Annotated in this window: 14 protein-coding genes; 4 read left to right on the plus strand and 10 right to left on the minus strand. The window is 73.7% G+C overall.

The genetic code is table 11. From position 1 onward, the window contains the following. Positions 1–222 precede the first annotated feature (222 nt). From fxsA to ACFWJO_RS25540, 4 genes are all read right to left on the minus strand, one after another. Positions 223–816 carry an FxsA family membrane protein gene (fxsA, locus tag ACFWJO_RS25525; protein ID WP_386868665.1) on the minus strand — a complete coding sequence of 198 codons (594 nt, stop codon included), beginning with the start codon at positions 814–816 and terminating at the stop codon, positions 223–225. A gap of 61 nt (positions 817–877) precedes the next feature. After that, positions 878–1,654: a polyprenol monophosphomannose synthase gene (locus ACFWJO_RS25530; RefSeq protein WP_386868666.1), complete on the minus strand. Its 777-nt coding sequence runs from the start codon at positions 1,652–1,654 to the stop codon at positions 878–880. A gap of 402 nt (positions 1,655–2,056) precedes the next feature. Further along, entirely contained in the window at positions 2,057–3,670 is a 1,614-nt protein-coding gene (locus tag ACFWJO_RS25535) for an amidohydrolase (RefSeq protein WP_386868667.1), read from the minus strand. 114 nt (positions 3,671–3,784) lie between these two features. Continuing rightward, on the minus strand, positions 3,785–4,225 hold the full coding sequence (locus tag ACFWJO_RS25540) for an Lrp/AsnC family transcriptional regulator (protein WP_351667247.1): 441 nt from the start codon (positions 4,223–4,225) through the stop codon (positions 3,785–3,787). Between the two features lie 267 nt (positions 4,226–4,492). Here ACFWJO_RS25540 and ACFWJO_RS25545 point away from each other — a divergent pair, with 267 nt between their 5' ends. Beyond that, positions 4,493–4,861 carry a hypothetical protein gene (locus ACFWJO_RS25545; RefSeq protein WP_384421013.1) on the plus strand — a complete coding sequence of 123 codons (369 nt, stop codon included), beginning with the start codon at positions 4,493–4,495 and terminating at the stop codon, positions 4,859–4,861. 185 nt (positions 4,862–5,046) lie between these two features. On the opposite strand, the gene ACFWJO_RS25550 is transcribed toward ACFWJO_RS25545, so the two are convergent. The 4 genes from ACFWJO_RS25550 to ACFWJO_RS25565 form a co-directional block, all read right to left on the minus strand. Beyond that, positions 5,047–6,147, minus strand: a complete 1,101-nt coding sequence (locus tag ACFWJO_RS25550) for a phosphotransferase family protein (RefSeq protein ID WP_386868669.1) — start codon at positions 6,145–6,147, stop codon at positions 5,047–5,049. Between the two features lie 167 nt (positions 6,148–6,314). After that, on the minus strand, positions 6,315–7,436 hold the full coding sequence (locus tag ACFWJO_RS25555; protein WP_386868671.1) for a hypothetical protein: 1,122 nt from the start codon (positions 7,434–7,436) through the stop codon (positions 6,315–6,317). Between the two features lie 532 nt (positions 7,437–7,968). Next, entirely contained in the window at positions 7,969–9,141 is a 1,173-nt protein-coding gene (locus tag ACFWJO_RS25560; protein WP_386868717.1) for an acyl-CoA dehydrogenase family protein, read from the minus strand. A 148-nt stretch (positions 9,142–9,289) separates the two neighbouring features. Further along, positions 9,290–10,036, minus strand: a complete 747-nt coding sequence (locus ACFWJO_RS25565; RefSeq protein WP_386868673.1) for a TioE family transcriptional regulator — start codon at positions 10,034–10,036, stop codon at positions 9,290–9,292. 68 nt (positions 10,037–10,104) lie between these two features. Between ACFWJO_RS25565 and ACFWJO_RS25570 the strand changes: the two genes are divergently transcribed. Then, positions 10,105–11,331, plus strand: coding sequence for an erythromycin esterase family protein (locus ACFWJO_RS25570; RefSeq protein ID WP_386868675.1), 1,227 nt, complete (start codon positions 10,105–10,107; stop codon positions 11,329–11,331). A 7-nt stretch (positions 11,332–11,338) separates the two neighbouring features. On the opposite strand, the gene ACFWJO_RS25575 is transcribed toward ACFWJO_RS25570, so the two are convergent. After that, positions 11,339–11,485 carry an SCO1431 family membrane protein gene (locus ACFWJO_RS25575; protein ID WP_386868677.1) on the minus strand — a complete coding sequence of 49 codons (147 nt, stop codon included), beginning with the start codon at positions 11,483–11,485 and terminating at the stop codon, positions 11,339–11,341. An 84-nt stretch (positions 11,486–11,569) separates the two neighbouring features. Further along, on the minus strand, positions 11,570–12,985 hold the full coding sequence (locus tag ACFWJO_RS25580) for a peptidase C39 family protein (protein WP_386868678.1): 1,416 nt from the start codon (positions 12,983–12,985) through the stop codon (positions 11,570–11,572). Positions 12,986–13,172: 187 nt separating this feature from the next. On the opposite strand from ACFWJO_RS25580, the gene ACFWJO_RS25585 reads away from it, so the two are divergent. Together ACFWJO_RS25585 and ACFWJO_RS25590 are read left to right on the plus strand one after the other, a co-directional pair. Further along, a complete protein-coding gene (locus ACFWJO_RS25585) occupies positions 13,173–13,817 on the plus strand; it encodes a uridine kinase (protein ID WP_386868680.1) in 645 nt (214 codons plus the stop codon). Between the two features lie 306 nt (positions 13,818–14,123). Beyond that, entirely contained in the window at positions 14,124–16,013 is a 1,890-nt protein-coding gene (locus ACFWJO_RS25590; RefSeq protein WP_386868682.1) for an AAA family ATPase, read from the plus strand. Positions 16,014–16,021: the final 8 nt, after the last annotated feature.

Here is a 16,021-nt window from a genome sequence, read left to right on the forward strand (position 1 = left end):
CAAAAGTCCCGTAGAAAGGAAGACAAAAAGCCCAAAGAAAAAAACATCGTGGGGCCCGGTACACCTTTCGTGTACCGGGCCCCGCGGCGTTCGCGTTCTTCTTCCGGGTGCGCGTGTACGAAGCCGGCGCGGGCCCGCACGGAGCCGGAGCCACACGCGCGCCGCACACGCCCGCGCGCCGTACGGGCCGGCACCGTGAACGCCGGCCCGTACGGCTTCGGCTCAGGGTGTCAGCGGCGGGCGGGACTCCTGGGGCCGGGCCGGGCCCTGGGGCGCGTCCTCGCGGACGACCTCACCCTGCACGACCTTTCCGTCGGGCCGGTGAATGCGGGCCTGCTGGAAGGCGTCCTGGAGACTGCCGGGCCGGGCGGCGGCCATCCGGCGCTCCACCGCCCGCTCCGCGAGCCGCCCGACGGCGGCGCGCACGGGCGGGACGAGCAGCAGCAGACCGACCGCGTCGGAGATCAGGCCCGGGATCATCAGGAGCAGGCCGCCGAGCATCAGGAAGCCGTTGCGGTCCGCCGCGGCGGCCTTGTCGGGCGCCGTGGGCATCTCGCCGCGCTGCGCCGCCTCCTGGGCCCGCTGGAAGGTCCCGGTGAGGTTGGCGAAGGCCCGCCGGCCGGCCCGCTTGATCACGGCGGCGCCGAGCACGCCGCCGCCGACCAGGAGCAGGAGGACGGTGAACCCGCCCGCCGCGTTCGCCACGACGGTGAGCAGCCAGATCTCCAGGACCAGCCAGACCGCGAGGGCCGGCGGGAGGAACGTACGCGCGCGGGAGCGCTTGGGGGCGAGGGGAGGCGGTGCGCCGGTCGTCATGCCCCCAGTGTGCCTGGCGGCCCGTGGGAACGTCGTAAAGGAAGGATCAGGACGGGGAAGGTCAGGACGGCTTGCGGCCGAGCAGCTTGCCGACCTTCTCCGCCCGGGCCGAGAGGCCCCAGCCGGTGACCCGCCACAGCGCCTCGACGACGATGTTCCGGCTCATCTTGGAGTCGCCGACCTCCCGCTCGACGAAGGTGATGGGCACCTCCACGACGTGGAAGCCCGCGGCGACCGCGCGCCGGGCCAGGTCGACCTGGAAGCAGTAGCCGGCCGAGGCGACGTCGTCGAGGCCGAGGCCCAGCAGGGTCTCCTTGCGGAAGGCCCGGTAGCCGCCGGTGACGTCGCGGATCGGCACGTCGAGCATCAGCCGGGAGTAGAGGCTGCCGCCGCGCGAGATGAACTCGCGGGACTTGGGCCAGTTCACGATCCGGCCGCCGGGCACCCAGCGGGAGCCGAGCACCAGGTCGGCACCCTTGAGGGCGGTGAGCAGCCGGGGCAGCTCCTCGGGCTGGTGGGAGCCGTCGGCGTCCATCTCGATCAGGACGTCGTAACCGTGGTCCATGCCCCAGCGGAAGCCGGCCAGATAGGCGGCGCCGAGCCCTTCCTTGCCCTTGCGGTGCAGGACGTGGACGTGGTCGTCGTCCGCGGCGAGCTCGTCGGCGAACTTGCCCGTGCCGTCGGGGCTGTTGTCGTCGGCGACGAGAACGTGCGCCTCGGGAACGGCCTCCCGCACCCGCGCGACGATCGGCTTGATGTTCTCCGCCTCGTTGTAGGTCGGGATGATCACCAAGGCCTTGCCGAGCGGGCCGTAACGCCTCTGGCCACCGTCGTTCACTACTGCCCCTTCGGATACATACGCGAGCCCCCACCATAGCGAGCCGCGCGCACGGGGTGCGGGATCGGGGCCCGGCGTCCTTCGGGCCGACCCGGGACCCGCTGGCTGCGGATCGGCCGAGGCCGTTGTCTACTGAACGCCGGGGCCCCACCCGGGTCGCACCCTCCGCCGGAAAAACCTTCCCTCGCCCCCGAGGCGCGGGCGGCGTTCGGTGCCTGCGTGGAGGTTTGAAACCGGTCGGACGTCCTTGGTGGACGCGCCGAACCTACCGGCCGGTGGCGGCCCGCTGTCAACACCCGTTTGACCTGCGGTGATGAACCGTCTCTGCAGGCAGGCGAGGAAGATCCGCAGGTCGCGGGCGAGTCCGGCGGAGTTCGAGCGAGGGCTCGAAATGTCCCGACGTCACTCGTTCGGTCGTACGAACACCGTTTGTCCGGAGACGACCGTCCGCAGGCAGACCGGAAGGTCGTTGCCGGGGGTCAGATCGGGCAGACCGGGCGTCCCGGAGCGCGGATCGGTCGACCAGCGCGCCACCCGGTCGTCCGGCGCCTGAACGAGGAGCTCGCCCGTGCGCCACACCGCGTAGTCGGCCGGTGCGCCCGGCACCAGGGTGCCCGCGTCGTCGCGGCCGACGGCGCGCCAGCCGCCCCGGGTGTGCGCGGTGAAGGCGGCGCGGACGGAGACCCGGTGCTCGGGCGTCCGGTGGAAGGCGGCGGCGCGCAGGGTGCCCCACGGGTCGAGCGGGGTGACCGGGCTGTCCGAGCCGAAGGCGAGCGGCACGCCGGCGCGCAGCAGGGCGGCGTACGGGTTGAGGGCGCGGGCCCGCTCGACGCCGAGGCGGTCGGCGTACATGCCCTCGTCGCCGCCCCAGTACGCGTCGAAGGCCGGCTGCACGGACGCCGTGAGGCCCAGCTCGGCGAAGCCCGCGATCGCCTCCGGGCTGAGCATCTCCGCGTGCTCCACGCGGTGCCGGGCGGCCCGGATCCGGGCCAGGCCCAGCTTGTCGGCGGCGGCCCTGCTGCCCTCGACGACCGCGTCGACGGCGGCGTCACCGATGGCGTGGAAGCCGGCCTGGAGCCCGGCCTCGGTGCACGCGACGACATGGGCGGCGACGGCCGCCGCGTCGAGGTGGGCCGTGCCGGAGCCGGCGTGGTCGGCGTACTGCTCGTGGAGGCAGGCGGTGTGGGAACCGAGGGAGCCGTCGGCGAAGAGGTCGCCCGCCGCGCCGAGGGCGCCGAGGGCGCGGGCCCGCTCGATGTCGAGGTCGGCCCAGTAGCCGACCACGCGCGGGCCGGGCTCGCTGCGGGCGAGGTCCAGCAGACCGGTGAAGTCATCCTCGGAGGAGATCTCGGGACCGCCGCACTCGTGCAGGGTGCCGATGCCCAGCGAGGCGGCGTGGTTCCGGGCGGCCCGCTGGGCCTCGGCGCGCTGCTGCGGGGAGAGTTCCGCGTACGCGGCGGCGCGGACGGCGTGGTGGGCGTCGCCGGTGAGCGGCTGCTGCCCGTCGTGGAAGCCGTCGAGGTCCCGGATGCCGGGCACCAGGTCGAGCAGCGCGGTGGTGACCACGCACGAGTGGACGTCGATGCGGGTGAGGTAGAGCGGGCGGCCGCCGGTGAGCCCGTCGAGCTCGGCGCGGGTGAGCGGCCGGCGCTCGGGCCAGCGGGAGGCGTCCCAGCCGTGGCCGATGAGGATCCGGTCGGCGGGGCGGGCGGCGGCGTACGAGCGGATCCTGTCCGCCGCCTCGGCGAGCGAGGCGGCGGAGGACAGGTCGAGGCCGGTCAGCGCGAGACCGGTCGCGGTGGTGTGCACGTGGGCGTCGACGAACGCCGGGGTGACGAGTGCGCCGTCCAGGTCGACCACCTCGTCCACGCCGGAGGCGAAGGCGTCCGCCGCGCCTTCCGAGCCCACCCAGGCGACGTGCCCGCGCTCCACCACCATGGCGGTGGCGAAGGGGTCGGCGGGGCTGTGGACTTCTCCACCGCGCAGCAGCACGGTGCGGTGTTCGTTCGCGCTCATCCCACCAGGCTAGGGCGTACCGGACGCACTTCTTACCGGCGGGTTAGCCCCGCCGGGCCCCGGCGGGCGTCTCACTCCCCGGGGCCGGTCCGGCCCTGATCCGCCGGACAGGCCCTAGACGCGCGGCGGCCGGGACTCGTACGGGGTGGAGAGCACCACCGTGGTGCGGCTGGAGACGTGGGCCTGCGAGCGGATGCGGCTGAGCAGGTGCTCCAGCTCCAGCGGGGTGGCGACGCGCACCTTGAGGATGTAGTTCTCGTCGCCCGCGACGCTGTGGCAGGCCTCGATCTCGGGGATGTCGGCGAGCCGGTCGGGGGTGTCGTCGGGGGCGCTGGGGTCGAAGGGTTTCACCGAGATGAAGGCGGTGAGCGGCAGGCCGACGGCCTCCGGGTCGACGACGGCGGCATAGCCGCGGATGACACCGCGCTGTTCAAGGCGGCGGACGCGCTGATGCACGGCCGAGGTGGACAGGCCGGTGGCCTTGCCCAGGTCGGTGTAGCTCATGCGCCCGTCCTTGACGAGCAACTCGACGATCTGACGATCCAGCTCCTCCATGCGGTGACCCTATTGCCCCGGCGGGCCCGGGGCACAGCCGGGGCGGCTCGTGCGCCGGTGCGGGGGCGCCCGGGCGGGCGCGCGCGGCGCCTTTCGAGGCATCTGGGGCGCATCCGCGGGGCACTTACGTCGGGCATGTGACGAACGCCACAGGCATACCGGCTTCTCGGACGTGACCTCACGGTTATGCGGCGGGCCGTATGGGAATTGCTTGCTGTGGTCGAGGCCACTCAGATCCGGCCGACCCGTCCGAGGGGGAGATTCTCCATGCAGGAGCCTGTTGATTCCGTCGACACCGCCGACGAGCTCGACGCGTACGACACCTTTGAGATGTACCGGGTGATCTGCCCGGACTGCGAGCAGCCGATCGCGCTGCTCGCGGACGAGGACGTCCTGCCGGAGCACGCGCTCTGCCCGACGCCGTGGAACCCCTTCGTCCTCACGGTCTGCACCGGCACCGGCCGGCCCGCGGCCGGGGCCGTCCCCGCCGACGACACCCTGGAGGCGCAGGAGCAGGACACCGCCCTGCTCCTGACGCTTCCTCAGGGCCTGGACTGGCGGATGCAGCCGTTCTCGCACGTGGGCGGCCCGGGCTCGCGCCCGATCAAGCCGGCCCAGCTGCGCCGCGCGGCCTGACCCGGCGCGAGCCGTAGGGGGTGCCTCGCCGATCATGCCGGGCTCGCGACGCCTGGCACCGCGCCTCGCCGCGTTGCCGAAGCGCCCCGATAGCTCCGCTATCGCGTCACTCCGGCGCCTTGCCAGGCACGGCACCAGACGCCGCTCCCTGATCCGGCCTGATCGACGAGACACCCCCTAGCCGCTCACCAGTAGCGCCCCTGCACCATCGCCGCGAGCGTGGCGTGGTGCAGGATCAGGCCGTCGACGTCCTCGGCTTTCGCGGGGACCCGCACCTCTCCGAAGTACGCCTGCCGGTAGGCGATCCGCAGCATCACGATCGCGTGCCGCAGCGCCGCGTACAGGGTGTGGAACTCCATGTCCCGGGGCGTGTGCCCGGTCAGTTCGGCGTACCGCCGCTCGATCGCGTCCCGGCGCAGGAAGTCCGGCAGACCCGGCTGGCCGAAGCTCACGGTGAGGTCCTGGAAGAAGCGGTGCAGGTAGACCGTCCAGCCGAGGTCGACCTCGCGCGGCGCGAACGCCGCCATCTCCCAGTCGAGCACGGCGGCCGGCGTGAACCCGTCGTAGACGATGTTCCCGATCCTCGCGTCGCCCCAGTTGAGCACGGCGGGACCCTCGTCCGCGGGCCAGTGCGCCTCGAGCCAGTCGAAGGCGGACTCGATCAGCGGCGAGGGCGCGAGCCCGTCCACCACCCAGGCGTAGTAGGCGCGTTGGGCGTCGACGTGCCGGCGCAGCGGGCTGCCGACGCCCTCCGGCAGCAGGAACTCGGCCTCCTTCGCCGGGAACCGGTCGTGCAGCCGGGCCAGGACACCGACCGACTCGGCCTCCAGGACAGCCCGTTCGGCGTCGCTCGCCGCGTGCAGCCAGTTGCCCTCGTACGTGTAGGGCATCACGTCCGGCGGGACCCGCCCCTCCGCGCGGGCCATCACGAAGAAGGGCGCGCCCAGCGGGCCCGGGTCCTCCTCCAGCCACAGCACCCGCGGCACGGGCACGTCGGTGTGCTCGGCGACCAGGCGCATCACCCGGTGCTGGCGCGCCATGTCGTAGACCGGGAAGACGGTGTACGCGTCGGGGTCGGCGGCGAGCCGGAGCGCGCAGCCGCGCACCGGCGCCTCCGGGTGCTCCAGGTCGAAGAGCAGCGTCTCGCTGGACATCCCGTTGGACGCGGGGACGGCCAGACCGGTGACCCTGGCACCGGGCAGCCGCCCGGCCAGCCAGGCACCGAGCCGGCGGCCCAGCTCCTCGGGATCACGTGTGGTGGTACGGGGCCGGGGCGCCGTCGCCATCGGGCCTCCTCTGCGGGGCTGCGGACGGGGGGTCGGGTCTGCGGGGCGGGGCGGGGCCGGCGCCCGTGCGGCCGGGCCTTCGGCCCTTCGGGCTGGTCCCCGTGCGTCGGGTCTGCGGGGCCGCGGACGCGTAGTCCGTCCTGCGAGCTGGCCCCGTGCGGTCGGTGCTACGGGGCCGTGGACGTGTAGTCCGTGAAGCCGCTGGGGTCGTGGCGGCCGAAGGAGCCGTGCTCGAAGATGCCGTGTCCGGTGTGCCCGTCGAGGGTGAAGCGGGCGGCGTGGTCGGTGACGCCGTAGGCGGCGAGCGGGTGGGCGGCCGGGTCGGACAGGTCGTAGACGCGGCGGTCGGTCCAGTCGCGGCCCTGCCAGCTGCCGTGCTGCCAGTCGGGGGCGGGCGGGTAGCCGGCGCCGACGGCGAGCGGGGAGGAGGCGAGGATCTCCACGCCGATCTCCAGGGCCTTGCCGGCCGGGTCGGTGAGGTGGACGACGGCCCGTTCGGGTTCGCGGGTTCCGGGGCGGTACGTGATGTCGGTGCGGGGCCAGCCGAGTTGGGTGTCACGCCGCCCGTTCCGTACCAGCAGCGCCTCGTTGAGGGTGCGGTAGCCGTCGGCGTCCTCCTGGGCGATGACCATGAGGAACCGGTCCTCGAAGCGCATCGGTATCCAGAGCCAGTGGAAGCCCTCGGGCCGGAACTCCTCGGCGCGGCCCGGCTCTTCGCCGGGCAGCGGGCGCACGCCCCAGCTGCGGTCGCGGGTCCCGGTCCACTCCCCCGCCGTGACGGCGAACTCCTCGCCGCCCGCCCGGATGGTGCCGGTGGCGTGGCCGGCCTGGACGAAGCGGCGGCCCTCCAGGGTGAGCCGGTCGCCCCGGCGCTGGGTGTGGTGCGGCTCCCAGACGGCCGGGAAGTCGCCCGTCCAGGTCAGGTCGAAGGAGAGCCCGTCGGGGTCGCCCGGGTCGGGGTCGCAGTGCAGCGTGAGCTGCCGGAGCGGCTGGTCGACGGTGATCCGCAGGGGTCCGACGGAGAGGTTCATCCGGTCGTCGCCGAGGGCGTCGGAGGCCCGGACGGCGTGCAGCCGGTCGCCGGTGCGCAGCGTCGCGTAGGCGTCGACGACCCCGGTGTTGGGGTACACGCCGAGCCCGGCGATGAGCAGGGCGCGGCCCTGGTGGTCGAAGACGTGGAAGATGCACCGGTCGTAGGCGTTCCGGTCCCCGCTGACGTGGTGCTTCATGGAGAGCGGCGCCTGGTGCACGGGGTATTCGTCGAGCGGGACGGGCCGGTCGTCTGACACGTGTGACCTCCTCGGCGGCGAGTGAGAACTGACGGTACGTCAGAATGCTGGCCACGGACCATAGTCGTGCGCCGGGTGCGCCCGCACCCGGCGGGGCTTCGCGAGCCCGGGGACGCGTCGAACTTCCGCTCGACGCCCTGCGGCGGTGACCGGGAACCGGGCCTCGGCGTTGGTCAGGCCATGACCACGCTGTATACGACACCCAGCGGATACGGCCGGCATCGACAGTCCGAGCCGCACTTTGAAGAATCGGTTCAGCAGGCGATTCCCGCGCCCACGCCGATGGCCGCCCCCATGCCGGCTCCTGTGCCGGCTCCCATGCCGGCTCCCGTGCCGGGCCCCGCACCCGCGCACGCTCCGGCGCCTGCCACGGCGCCCCCGCCGCCTTCCGCGCCGCACCCCGCCGACCCGCCCATCTACCGGGCGGTGCTCGACCTCTGGGCGAGCCACGGCAGGACGCTGCCGGGCCACCGCGACCAGGAGTGGAGCCGCCTGGCCGCGGGTCCGGTCTGGGCCGACCGCACCGTACGCGTCAACGGGACTCTGGTCCGGCAAGGTGCCGGGCGATGACCACCCGCTGGATCTGGTTGGTGCCCTCGACGATCTGGAGCACCTTCGCCTCCCGCAGGAAGCGCTCGACGGGGAAGTCCGCGGTGTAGCCGTAGCCGCCGAGCACCTGCACCGCGTCCGTGGTGACCCGCATCGCCGCGTCCGAGCAGAACAGCTTGGCCATGGCCGCCTGCCTGGCGAACGGCCGGCCCTCGTCGCGCAGCCGGGCGGCCTCCAGGTACAGGGCCCGGCCCGCCTCGATCTGCGTGGCCATGTCGGCGAGCAGGAAGCGCAGGCCCTGGAAGTCGGCGATCGGGCGGCCGAACTGGCGGCGCTCCCGCGCGTGGGCCACCGCCGCGTCCAGCGCCGCCTGCGCCACGCCCACCGCGCAGGCCGCGATGCCGAGCCGCCCGGAGTCGAGTGCGGCCAGGGCGATGGCGAAGCCCTGCCCCTCCGCGCCGATCCGCCGCGCGTCGGACACCCGGACGCCGTCGAAGTGCACCTGCGCCGTGGGCGAGCCCTTCATGCCCATCTTCCGCTCGGGTGCGGCGGCGCCGAGCCCCGGCGCGTCGCCGGGCACCAGGAAGGCGGTGATGCCCTTCGGGCCCTCGCCGCCGGTGCGGGCCATGACGGTGTAGAAGTCGGCGATCCCGCCGTGGGTGATCCACGCCTTGGTGCCGTCGAGCACCCACGCGTCGCCGTCCCGCACGGCGCGGGTGCGCAGGGCGGCGGCGTCCGACCCGGAGGACGGTTCGGAGAGGCAGTACGCGCCGAGCAGTCCGCCGCCGAGCATCGCGGGCAGATGGGCCGCCCGCTGCTCCTCGCTGCCGAAGGCGGCCAGGGCGTGGCAGGACAGGCTGTGCACGCTGACGCCGAGGGCCACGGTGAGCCGGGCGGCGGCCAGCTCCTCCAGGACCTGGAGGTAGACGGTGTACGGCTGGTCGCCGCCGCCGTACGCGGAGTCGTACGGCAGCCCGAGCAGCCCGGAGGCGGAGAGCAGCGAGAAGAGCTCCCGGGGGAAGTGCCCTGCGGCCTCCTCCTCGGCGGCGCGGGGCAGGATCTCGCGCTCGGCGATCTCCCGCACCAGGGCGAGCAGCTCCCGGGCTTCTTCGGTGGGCAGCCGGCGTTCCACGGGCCGCGGGCCGAGGTCGGGCATGGCGGCGCTCTCCTCCCTCTCGGGGTCGGTCACGGCGCCGATGCTGCCCCGCCGCGGGCGCGCGGAGACGCGGCGGGCGGCCGTGGCGGGAGGAGTATGCCCGTTCGGCGGTCCGGCCTCACACGAGCGCGGACGTAGAGAGCGGGCCTCAAGGTCCGGGGGTGTCTCTCGCGCGGAGGTACGACTCCAGTTCGGCGGCGCCGGCCAGCATCGCGCGGGCGCGGGCGGACAGGCGGGCGCGCCAGTCCTCCAGCGCGGCCTCCAGCGGCTCGAGGCCGCCCGCCGACCGTACCTGGGCGATCAGCGGGGCGATCTGCTCCAGCAGGTAGCCGCCGCGCCTGAGCTGGTGGACGAGACGGGCGTCCCGTACGGCGGCCTCGTCGTAGACGCGGTAGCCGGTGCGCGGGTCGCGGCGCGGACGCACCAGACCGGCGCGCTCCCAGGTGCGCAGCGTCGCGGGCCGGATGCCGAGCCGCGCCGCCAGGGGCCCGACGAAGGTGTCGCGGGACGCGGGGGCCACGTCCTGCTCGCGCCTGGCGCCCGGCCCCAGGTCACGCAGGGCGCTCTCCACGGCCTGGAGGGTGCGGCGGTCGTCGAGGAGCTGGGCGTGGCTCTCGTCGATGAGGCGGAAGGCCTCCTCGACGGCCCCCTCGTTCACGGCGCGCATGATCGCCGTCGCCGTCGGGTGGCCGTGACCGGGCAGCAGGGCGAGGAACGCGCCGAGGGCCCTGGCGTGCAGGGGCGTGTAGGTGCGGTAGCCGTGGGCCGTACGCGCGGCGGCCGGCAGGATCCCGGCCTCCTCGTAGTTCCGCACCGCCTGGGTGGACAGTCCGTGCCCGCGAGCCAGGTCGACGGGCCTGAGCCGCCGACCACTGCTTTGAAGCTTTCGCACCATGACCCCCACCCTATAAGGCCTCCTCGGCGCAAAGTTTCCACCGAAGCTTCAACGATACGGTTGAAGCCATGGCGACTGACTTCAAGGAAACCGTCAAGGAAACCGTCAAGAAGACCGTCCGTTCCGTCGACGCCTCCGCCGTCATGGCGCTGCTTCCCTCCAGGCCGCGGCTGCTCGCCCTGGGCGAGCCGACCCACGGCGAGGACGCCCTCCTGGACGTGCGCAACGAGCTCTTCCGGGAGCTCGTGGAGCAGGAGGGCTACCGGACGATCGCGATCGAGAGCGACTGTCTGGCCGGCCTCCTCGTGGACGAGCACGTCACCTCCGGCACCGGCTCCCTCGACGACGTCGTGGAGCGCGGGATCAGCCACGGGTGGGGCGACTCCGCGGCCAACCGCGAGCTCGTGCGCTGGATGCGCGCCTTCAACGAGGACCGCCCCGCGTCCGACCGGCTCCGCTTCGCCGGTTTCGACGGCCCGCTGGAGATCACCGCCGCCGCGAGCCCGCGGCAGGCCCTCACCGCCCTCCACGGCTACCTCGCGGCGCACGGCGACCCCGGCCTGCTGCCCTGCACCGCCGGGACCCTGGACCGGCTCCTCGGTGCGGACGACCGCTGGACCGAGCCCGCCGCAATGCGGGACCCGTCCCGGTCCGTGGGCCGGTCGGCCGAGGCCGGGGAGCTGCGGCTGCTCGCCGACGAGCTCGCGGCGCTGCTCGACGCGCAGTCGCCGCACCTGATCGCGACGACGTCCCCGGACGACTGGGAGCGGGCGCGGCTGTACGGGCGCACCGCCCTGGGCCTGCTGCGCTACCACCACGCCATGGCCGACACCTCACCGGTGCGCCTGACCCGGCTGGTGGGCGTGCGGGACCAGATGATGGCCGGGAACCTGCTCGCCCTGGCCGCCCGCGGCCCCGTACTCGTCCATGCCCACAACTCCCACCTCCAGCGGGAGAAGAGCACGATGCGGATGGGCGGGGCGCCGCTCGCGTGGTGGGGCGCGGGCGCGCTCGTGAGCACCCGGCTCGGCACGGAGTACGGCTTCGTGGCCACGGCTCTCGGCACGATCCGGCACCAGGGCGTGGACACACCCGCGCCGGACACGGTCGAAGGGCTGCTGTACGCGCTCCCGGAGGACCGCTGCCTCGTCGACCCGCGACGGCTGGCCACCGCCCTCGGCGACACCCTGCCGGCACCGCGCGAGTCGCCCTGGTTCGGCTACGCCCCGCTGGACCCGGCCCGCCTGGCGGGCGCCGACGGCCTCGTGTTCGTGAAGGACGTCACCCGGACGTAGCGGCGGCTCACATCAGGCCGGCGCGGGTGACGAACACGGCGAGGACGACGACCAGGGTCCAGCCGAGCAGGTGCTCGAGGATCCTGGGTCCGTCGTCCTTGGGCCCGCCGGTGCGCGTACGGACGCGGGCGGCGGCATGGGAGGTCGCGCTCATACGGCCCAGCGTGCCCGCGGCCGGGGCCGCGGGTCAGCGACGCAGATCACGTCACTCCACCGGCCCCGCCCGCACCGCCCCGCCTCAGAGGACGCCGACGTCCTGAAGTGCCTTGCGCTGCACGGGAGTCGGCCGGTCGGGAAAGTAGAGGTAACACACCCCACCTGTGCCGGACACCACTTTGCCGCTCGCGTTGTAACGCTTGGTCCGCAGCCAGATGTTCTCCCACTCCCGCCGCCTGTACACCCGCCGGACCGCCTCGTTGCTCGGTGAGGCCGGGTCGTTGGCGATCACGTCGCCGGCGGCGGTGAAGCCGATCACCGTCATCAGGTGGCCCGAGGTGCCGTAGCCGGCGCCGGTGAGTTCCTCCTTGCGGAAGGACTGGGACGTGATGGCCGGGATGCCGGCGCGGATCAGGGTCTCCAGTTCCGTGAGGGAGCGGAGGCGGGTGACGACCGCGTTCATGTCCGGGTAGGTGGCGGCGTAGGCGGCGTTGAAGGGCCAGTTCCCGCAGCCCTCGTACTGGTAGTCGTAGGTGAACCGGGCCGCGTGGCAGACCTGCGGGTCGGCGAAGTCGGGGTTCACCCAGGCCAGGTCCTCGGCCGTGGGGCGGCGCTCCCAGTACTCGACGATCATCTGCGAGGAGGTGGGGCTGCACCAGGCCTCGCCGCCGTTGTCGTACTCGGGGTACTGGCCCACGTGGGTGTTCTGCGAGTAGCGGGGAACGGTCAGCTCCCGGTCGAGGCCCGGTACCGAGGCCGGCACCGTGAAGCGGTCCGGGATGTCGGAGGCCATCGCGCCGAGCCGCCGGACCGTGGGGGTGAGCGTCGTGCCCGGCCTGCGGTAGAGGGTGAGGCGGAGCCGGTAGGAGACGAGGCGGAGGCCGCCCGCGGGGTCGTCGATCGAGAAGGTGTCCGTCCAGACGGAGGCCTTGCCGTCGCTCTGGTCGTCGACCGAGGTGCGCCGGATGTCGGCGTCGCCCGCGGCCCAGCGGCCCATGACGAACCAGGGCGTCTCGGTGCCGTCGCCGTACGTGCCGCGCAGCTCGACCTGGAGCCAGGTGCCGGGCGGGGTGTGGGCGTTCCAGGAGGCGATGACCTCGGTCGCGGGGACGGTGGAGGTGTGGACGGGCGAGGTCCAGGCCGCGTGCTCCCAGGTGCTGGTCCGGCCGGTGTGCGGGTCGGTGTAGTCGGTGCGGCCGGCCGGACTGTCGATCACCAGGCCGGGGCGGTGCCCGGCGACGGCCCGGGTGCCGGCCGGCGTGCCGCAGCGCCAGTCGGTGTACGTGCTCCAGAAGCGGTTGTCGACGAGCCCGGGCGCCGGGGCGTGGCCCTCCGCGGTCCGGTCTGCGCAGGCCGCGTCCTCGGCGCAGGCGGCGCGGGCGGCCTCGTCGGCGCGCGCTCCCGGTGCCGCCGTCGCGGGGGCCGCGGTGGTCGCGGCCGTGCCGGCGGCGGCCGCGAGGGCGGCGAGGACGGTTCTACGCGGGGTGGCAGGAGGCATGGGCGGTGACCCTCCAGTCGGTGGTGGCGAACGGACGGGCTGCGGGCCCCACTATCGCGGCTCGCGGCCGGCTTCTGCCAGCGATTCGACGCGTGCCGCCCGAGCAATATTGGTCTCCACCAGTGGCACCCGCCGGCCGCGCTGACCTGCGGCGGACCCCTCGGGTCGACTCGCCTACTCTGGGGCCATGACCGATCCCGACCGCACCGGCCTCGACCGCGCGGCCGCCGCGCTGCGGCTGCCGCCGCCCTCGTGCGGGCCGGTGCGGCTCGTCGCGGTCGACGGGCACGCCGGTTCCGGGAAGTCCACGCTGGCCGCGCGGCTCGCCGCCGTGCTCGGCGGTGCTCCCGTCCTCCATCTCGACGACCTCGCCACCCACGAGGAGCTCTTCGCGTGGACCGGGCGGATGCTCGGCGAGGTGATCGGGCCGCTCTCCCGTGGCGAGACGGCGCTCTATCACCCGTACGACTGGAATCTGCGCGCCTTCGGTCCGCCGCGGACGCTGGACCCGGCGCCGGTGGTGCTCGTGGAGGGCGTGGGAGCCGGGCGGCGGGCGCTGCGGCCGTTCCTCGCGCGCCTGCTGTGGATGGAGCGCGGTCCCGAGGAGTCCTGGGTGCGCGGGCGACGCCGGGACGGGCCGGCGCTCTCCGGTTTCTGGGACGAATGGACCGTGGCGGAGACTCGCCATTTCACCGAGGACCCTTCGCGGCCCTTCGCCGACACCCTGGTACGGGAGTGCGCTGAGGGGTACGAGTGGCTGCCCGGACCTCGTGTGACAGCGGGCCCCGACCAGATCATCACCCACCGTGACGAGTCCCCGGCCGCAAACTGAGTGGGCGGAAGTCCACTTCCGCAAGTGCCTCAACTCGGCTTGACCCAAGGGGCGTACAGGTCTTACGTTCTCAATGTGCGGCTCTCCGGAGTCGCCGCGGACGCGAAGCCCCCGGTTGTTCCCCCGTGATCGGGGGCTTCGTTCCGCCCTCGCGCTCACCGAGGGTCACCGACGGTGAGCGGGCCGCGGATCGTGTCGATCACGACGGATCGCCCTCTTCTCCCTCATCACGCACCCTCTGCGCAGGTACGATGCCCCTCGGTGCGGTCAATTCCCGTCCACGTGTAGACGGTTGTGGGGGACCCGATGGACTTCGGCACACAGGGCGCGCATGCCCCCGCCGAGCTCGCCTGGCTGCGTGGAGTCGACGCCTACACGATGGGCGCCTATCCGCAGGCCGAGGAGGAGTTCCGCACGGCGGTGCGCATCGACCCCGGCATGGCCGACGGCTGGCTCGGTCTGCACGCGCTGCGCGTGGACACCACGACCGCACTGCTGCGGATGTACCGCAACCGCGAGCGCTTCGGCGAGCAGCGGGCCCGGCACCGCAGGAACCTCAACTCCTGGTACTGGCTCGGCTGGTGGGTGCAGCCGGTGCTCGAAAGCCCGCGCGACCTGCTGCTCGCGCACGCCTCGCACTGGCTCGACGGCCGGCACGTGCCGGAGCTCGACCGGGCACTCGTCGGGCTGCCGCCGGTCGACGCCGACCCCCAGGTCCGCTTCCTGCACGCCTGCCGCTCCTACCTGGTCAAGGACTGGGAGCAGCTGGTGCGGCACACGGAGCCGCTGGTCGACGACCCGCTCCTGGGCATCGAGGCGGGTCTCTTCGGCGGGATGGCCCGGGTGCGCCTGGAGATGTACGGGCAGGCCGAGCCGCTGCTCGCGACGGCCCTGATGCGCTGCCGCAGCGAGCAGCCGCAGCGCAAGGAGCTGCGCTACTGGCTCGCCCGGGCGCACGAGGGCACCGGCAGGACCGCCGCCGCGATGCCGCTCTACCGCGCGGTGCACCGGATCGACCCGGCGTTCATGGACACCGCCGCGCGGCTCGCCGCCATCGCCGAGTACGACGGTTTCGAGGGCCCGGACGATCCGGTGGGGCTCGCGCCGGCCATGTACGGAGGGTTCGGCCAGGACACGGTGGACGGCGAGCGGGCCGACGCCGAGGCCCCGGCCGGTGACGGCCTGCTGCTCAGGCCCGAGGCCGGTCCGCCGCCCGCGCCGCCGGAGCCGCCCGACGTCGTGCGCCAGAAGGCGGCGGTCCCGGCGCAGCCGGCGCCGCCCCGCTTCCCGGCCGGCTCCACCGACCCGGCCCTGCTCGCCGAGGCGCTGGCGGAGCTGGAGCGGATGGTCGGCATGGAGCCGGTCAAGCGACAGGTGAAGGCCCTGTCGGCGCAGCTGGAGATGGCGCGGCTGCGCGCCGGCCAGGGCCTGCCCGTCCAGCCGCCGAAACGTCACTTTGTCTTCTCCGGTCCCTCGGGCACCGGCAAGACCACCGTCGCCCGCATTCTCGGCCGGGTCTTCTACGCACTCGGCCTGCTCGGCGGGGACCATCTGGTGGAGGCCCAGCGGGCCGATCTGGTCGGCGAGTACCTGGGCCAGACCGCGGTCAAGGCCAACGAGCTGATCGACTCGGCGATCGGCGGGGTGCTCTTCGTCGACGAGGCCTACGCGCTCTCCAACACCGGCTACAGCAAGGGCGACGCCTACGGCGACGAGGCCCTTCAGGTGCTCCTCAAGCGCGCCGAGGACAACCGCGACCACCTCGTGGTGATCCTGGCCGGCTATCCGGAGGGCATGGACCGGCTGCTCGCCGCGAACCCGGGGCTCTCCTCCCGGTTCACCACCAGGGTCGACTTCCCGTCGTACCGCCCGCTCGAACTCACCGAGATCGGCAAGGTCCTCGCCGCGGCGAACGGCGACGGCTGGGACGAGGAGGCCCTGGAGGAGCTGCGCTCGATCAGCGGGCACGTCGTCGACCAGGGCTGGATCGACGAGCTCGGCAACGGCCGCTTCCTGCGCACGCTGTACGAGAAGTCCTGCGCCTACCGCGATCTGCGGCTGTCCGGCTACGGGACCACGCCGTCCCGCGAGGACCTGGCCACGCTGCGCCTGCCGGACCTGATGCAGGCGTACGGCGAGGTGCTGTCCGGCCGGGGCCCCATGGACCGCGGCCCGCAGGGCCCGCCGGGCATCTGACCCGTGGC

The sequence above is a fragment of the Streptomyces sp. NPDC127092 genome (assembly GCF_042722475.1).
Lineage (GTDB): Bacteria > Actinomycetota > Actinomycetes > Streptomycetales > Streptomycetaceae > Streptomyces.

Excerpts from the sequence above, each read along its gene's own strand:
- ACFWJO_RS25590 (WP_386868682.1), top strand. The coding sequence starts at position 14,124 with ATGGACTTCGGCACACAGGGCGCGCATGCCCCCGCCGAGCTCGCCTGG.
- ACFWJO_RS25535 (WP_386868667.1), bottom strand. The coding sequence starts at position 3,670 with ATGAGCGCGAACGAACACCGCACCGTGCTGCTGCGCGGTGGAGAAGTC.
- ACFWJO_RS25550 (WP_386868669.1), bottom strand. The coding sequence starts at position 6,147 with ATGGCGACGGCGCCCCGGCCCCGTACCACCACACGTGATCCCGAGGAG.
- ACFWJO_RS25545 (WP_384421013.1), top strand. The coding sequence starts at position 4,493 with ATGCAGGAGCCTGTTGATTCCGTCGACACCGCCGACGAGCTCGACGCG.
- ACFWJO_RS25565 (WP_386868673.1), bottom strand. The coding sequence starts at position 10,036 with ATGGTGCGAAAGCTTCAAAGCAGTGGTCGGCGGCTCAGGCCCGTCGAC.
- ACFWJO_RS25585 (WP_386868680.1), top strand. The coding sequence starts at position 13,173 with ATGACCGATCCCGACCGCACCGGCCTCGACCGCGCGGCCGCCGCGCTG.
- fxsA (WP_386868665.1), bottom strand. The coding sequence starts at position 816 with ATGACGACCGGCGCACCGCCTCCCCTCGCCCCCAAGCGCTCCCGCGCG.
- ACFWJO_RS25580 (WP_386868678.1), bottom strand. The coding sequence starts at position 12,985 with ATGCCTCCTGCCACCCCGCGTAGAACCGTCCTCGCCGCCCTCGCGGCC.
- ACFWJO_RS25575 (WP_386868677.1), bottom strand. The coding sequence starts at position 11,485 with ATGAGCGCGACCTCCCATGCCGCCGCCCGCGTCCGTACGCGCACCGGC.
- ACFWJO_RS25560 (WP_386868717.1), bottom strand. The coding sequence starts at position 9,141 with ATGCCCGACCTCGGCCCGCGGCCCGTGGAACGCCGGCTGCCCACCGAA.
- ACFWJO_RS25570 (WP_386868675.1), top strand. The coding sequence starts at position 10,105 with ATGGCGACTGACTTCAAGGAAACCGTCAAGGAAACCGTCAAGAAGACC.
- ACFWJO_RS25540 (WP_351667247.1), bottom strand. The coding sequence starts at position 4,225 with ATGGAGGAGCTGGATCGTCAGATCGTCGAGTTGCTCGTCAAGGACGGG.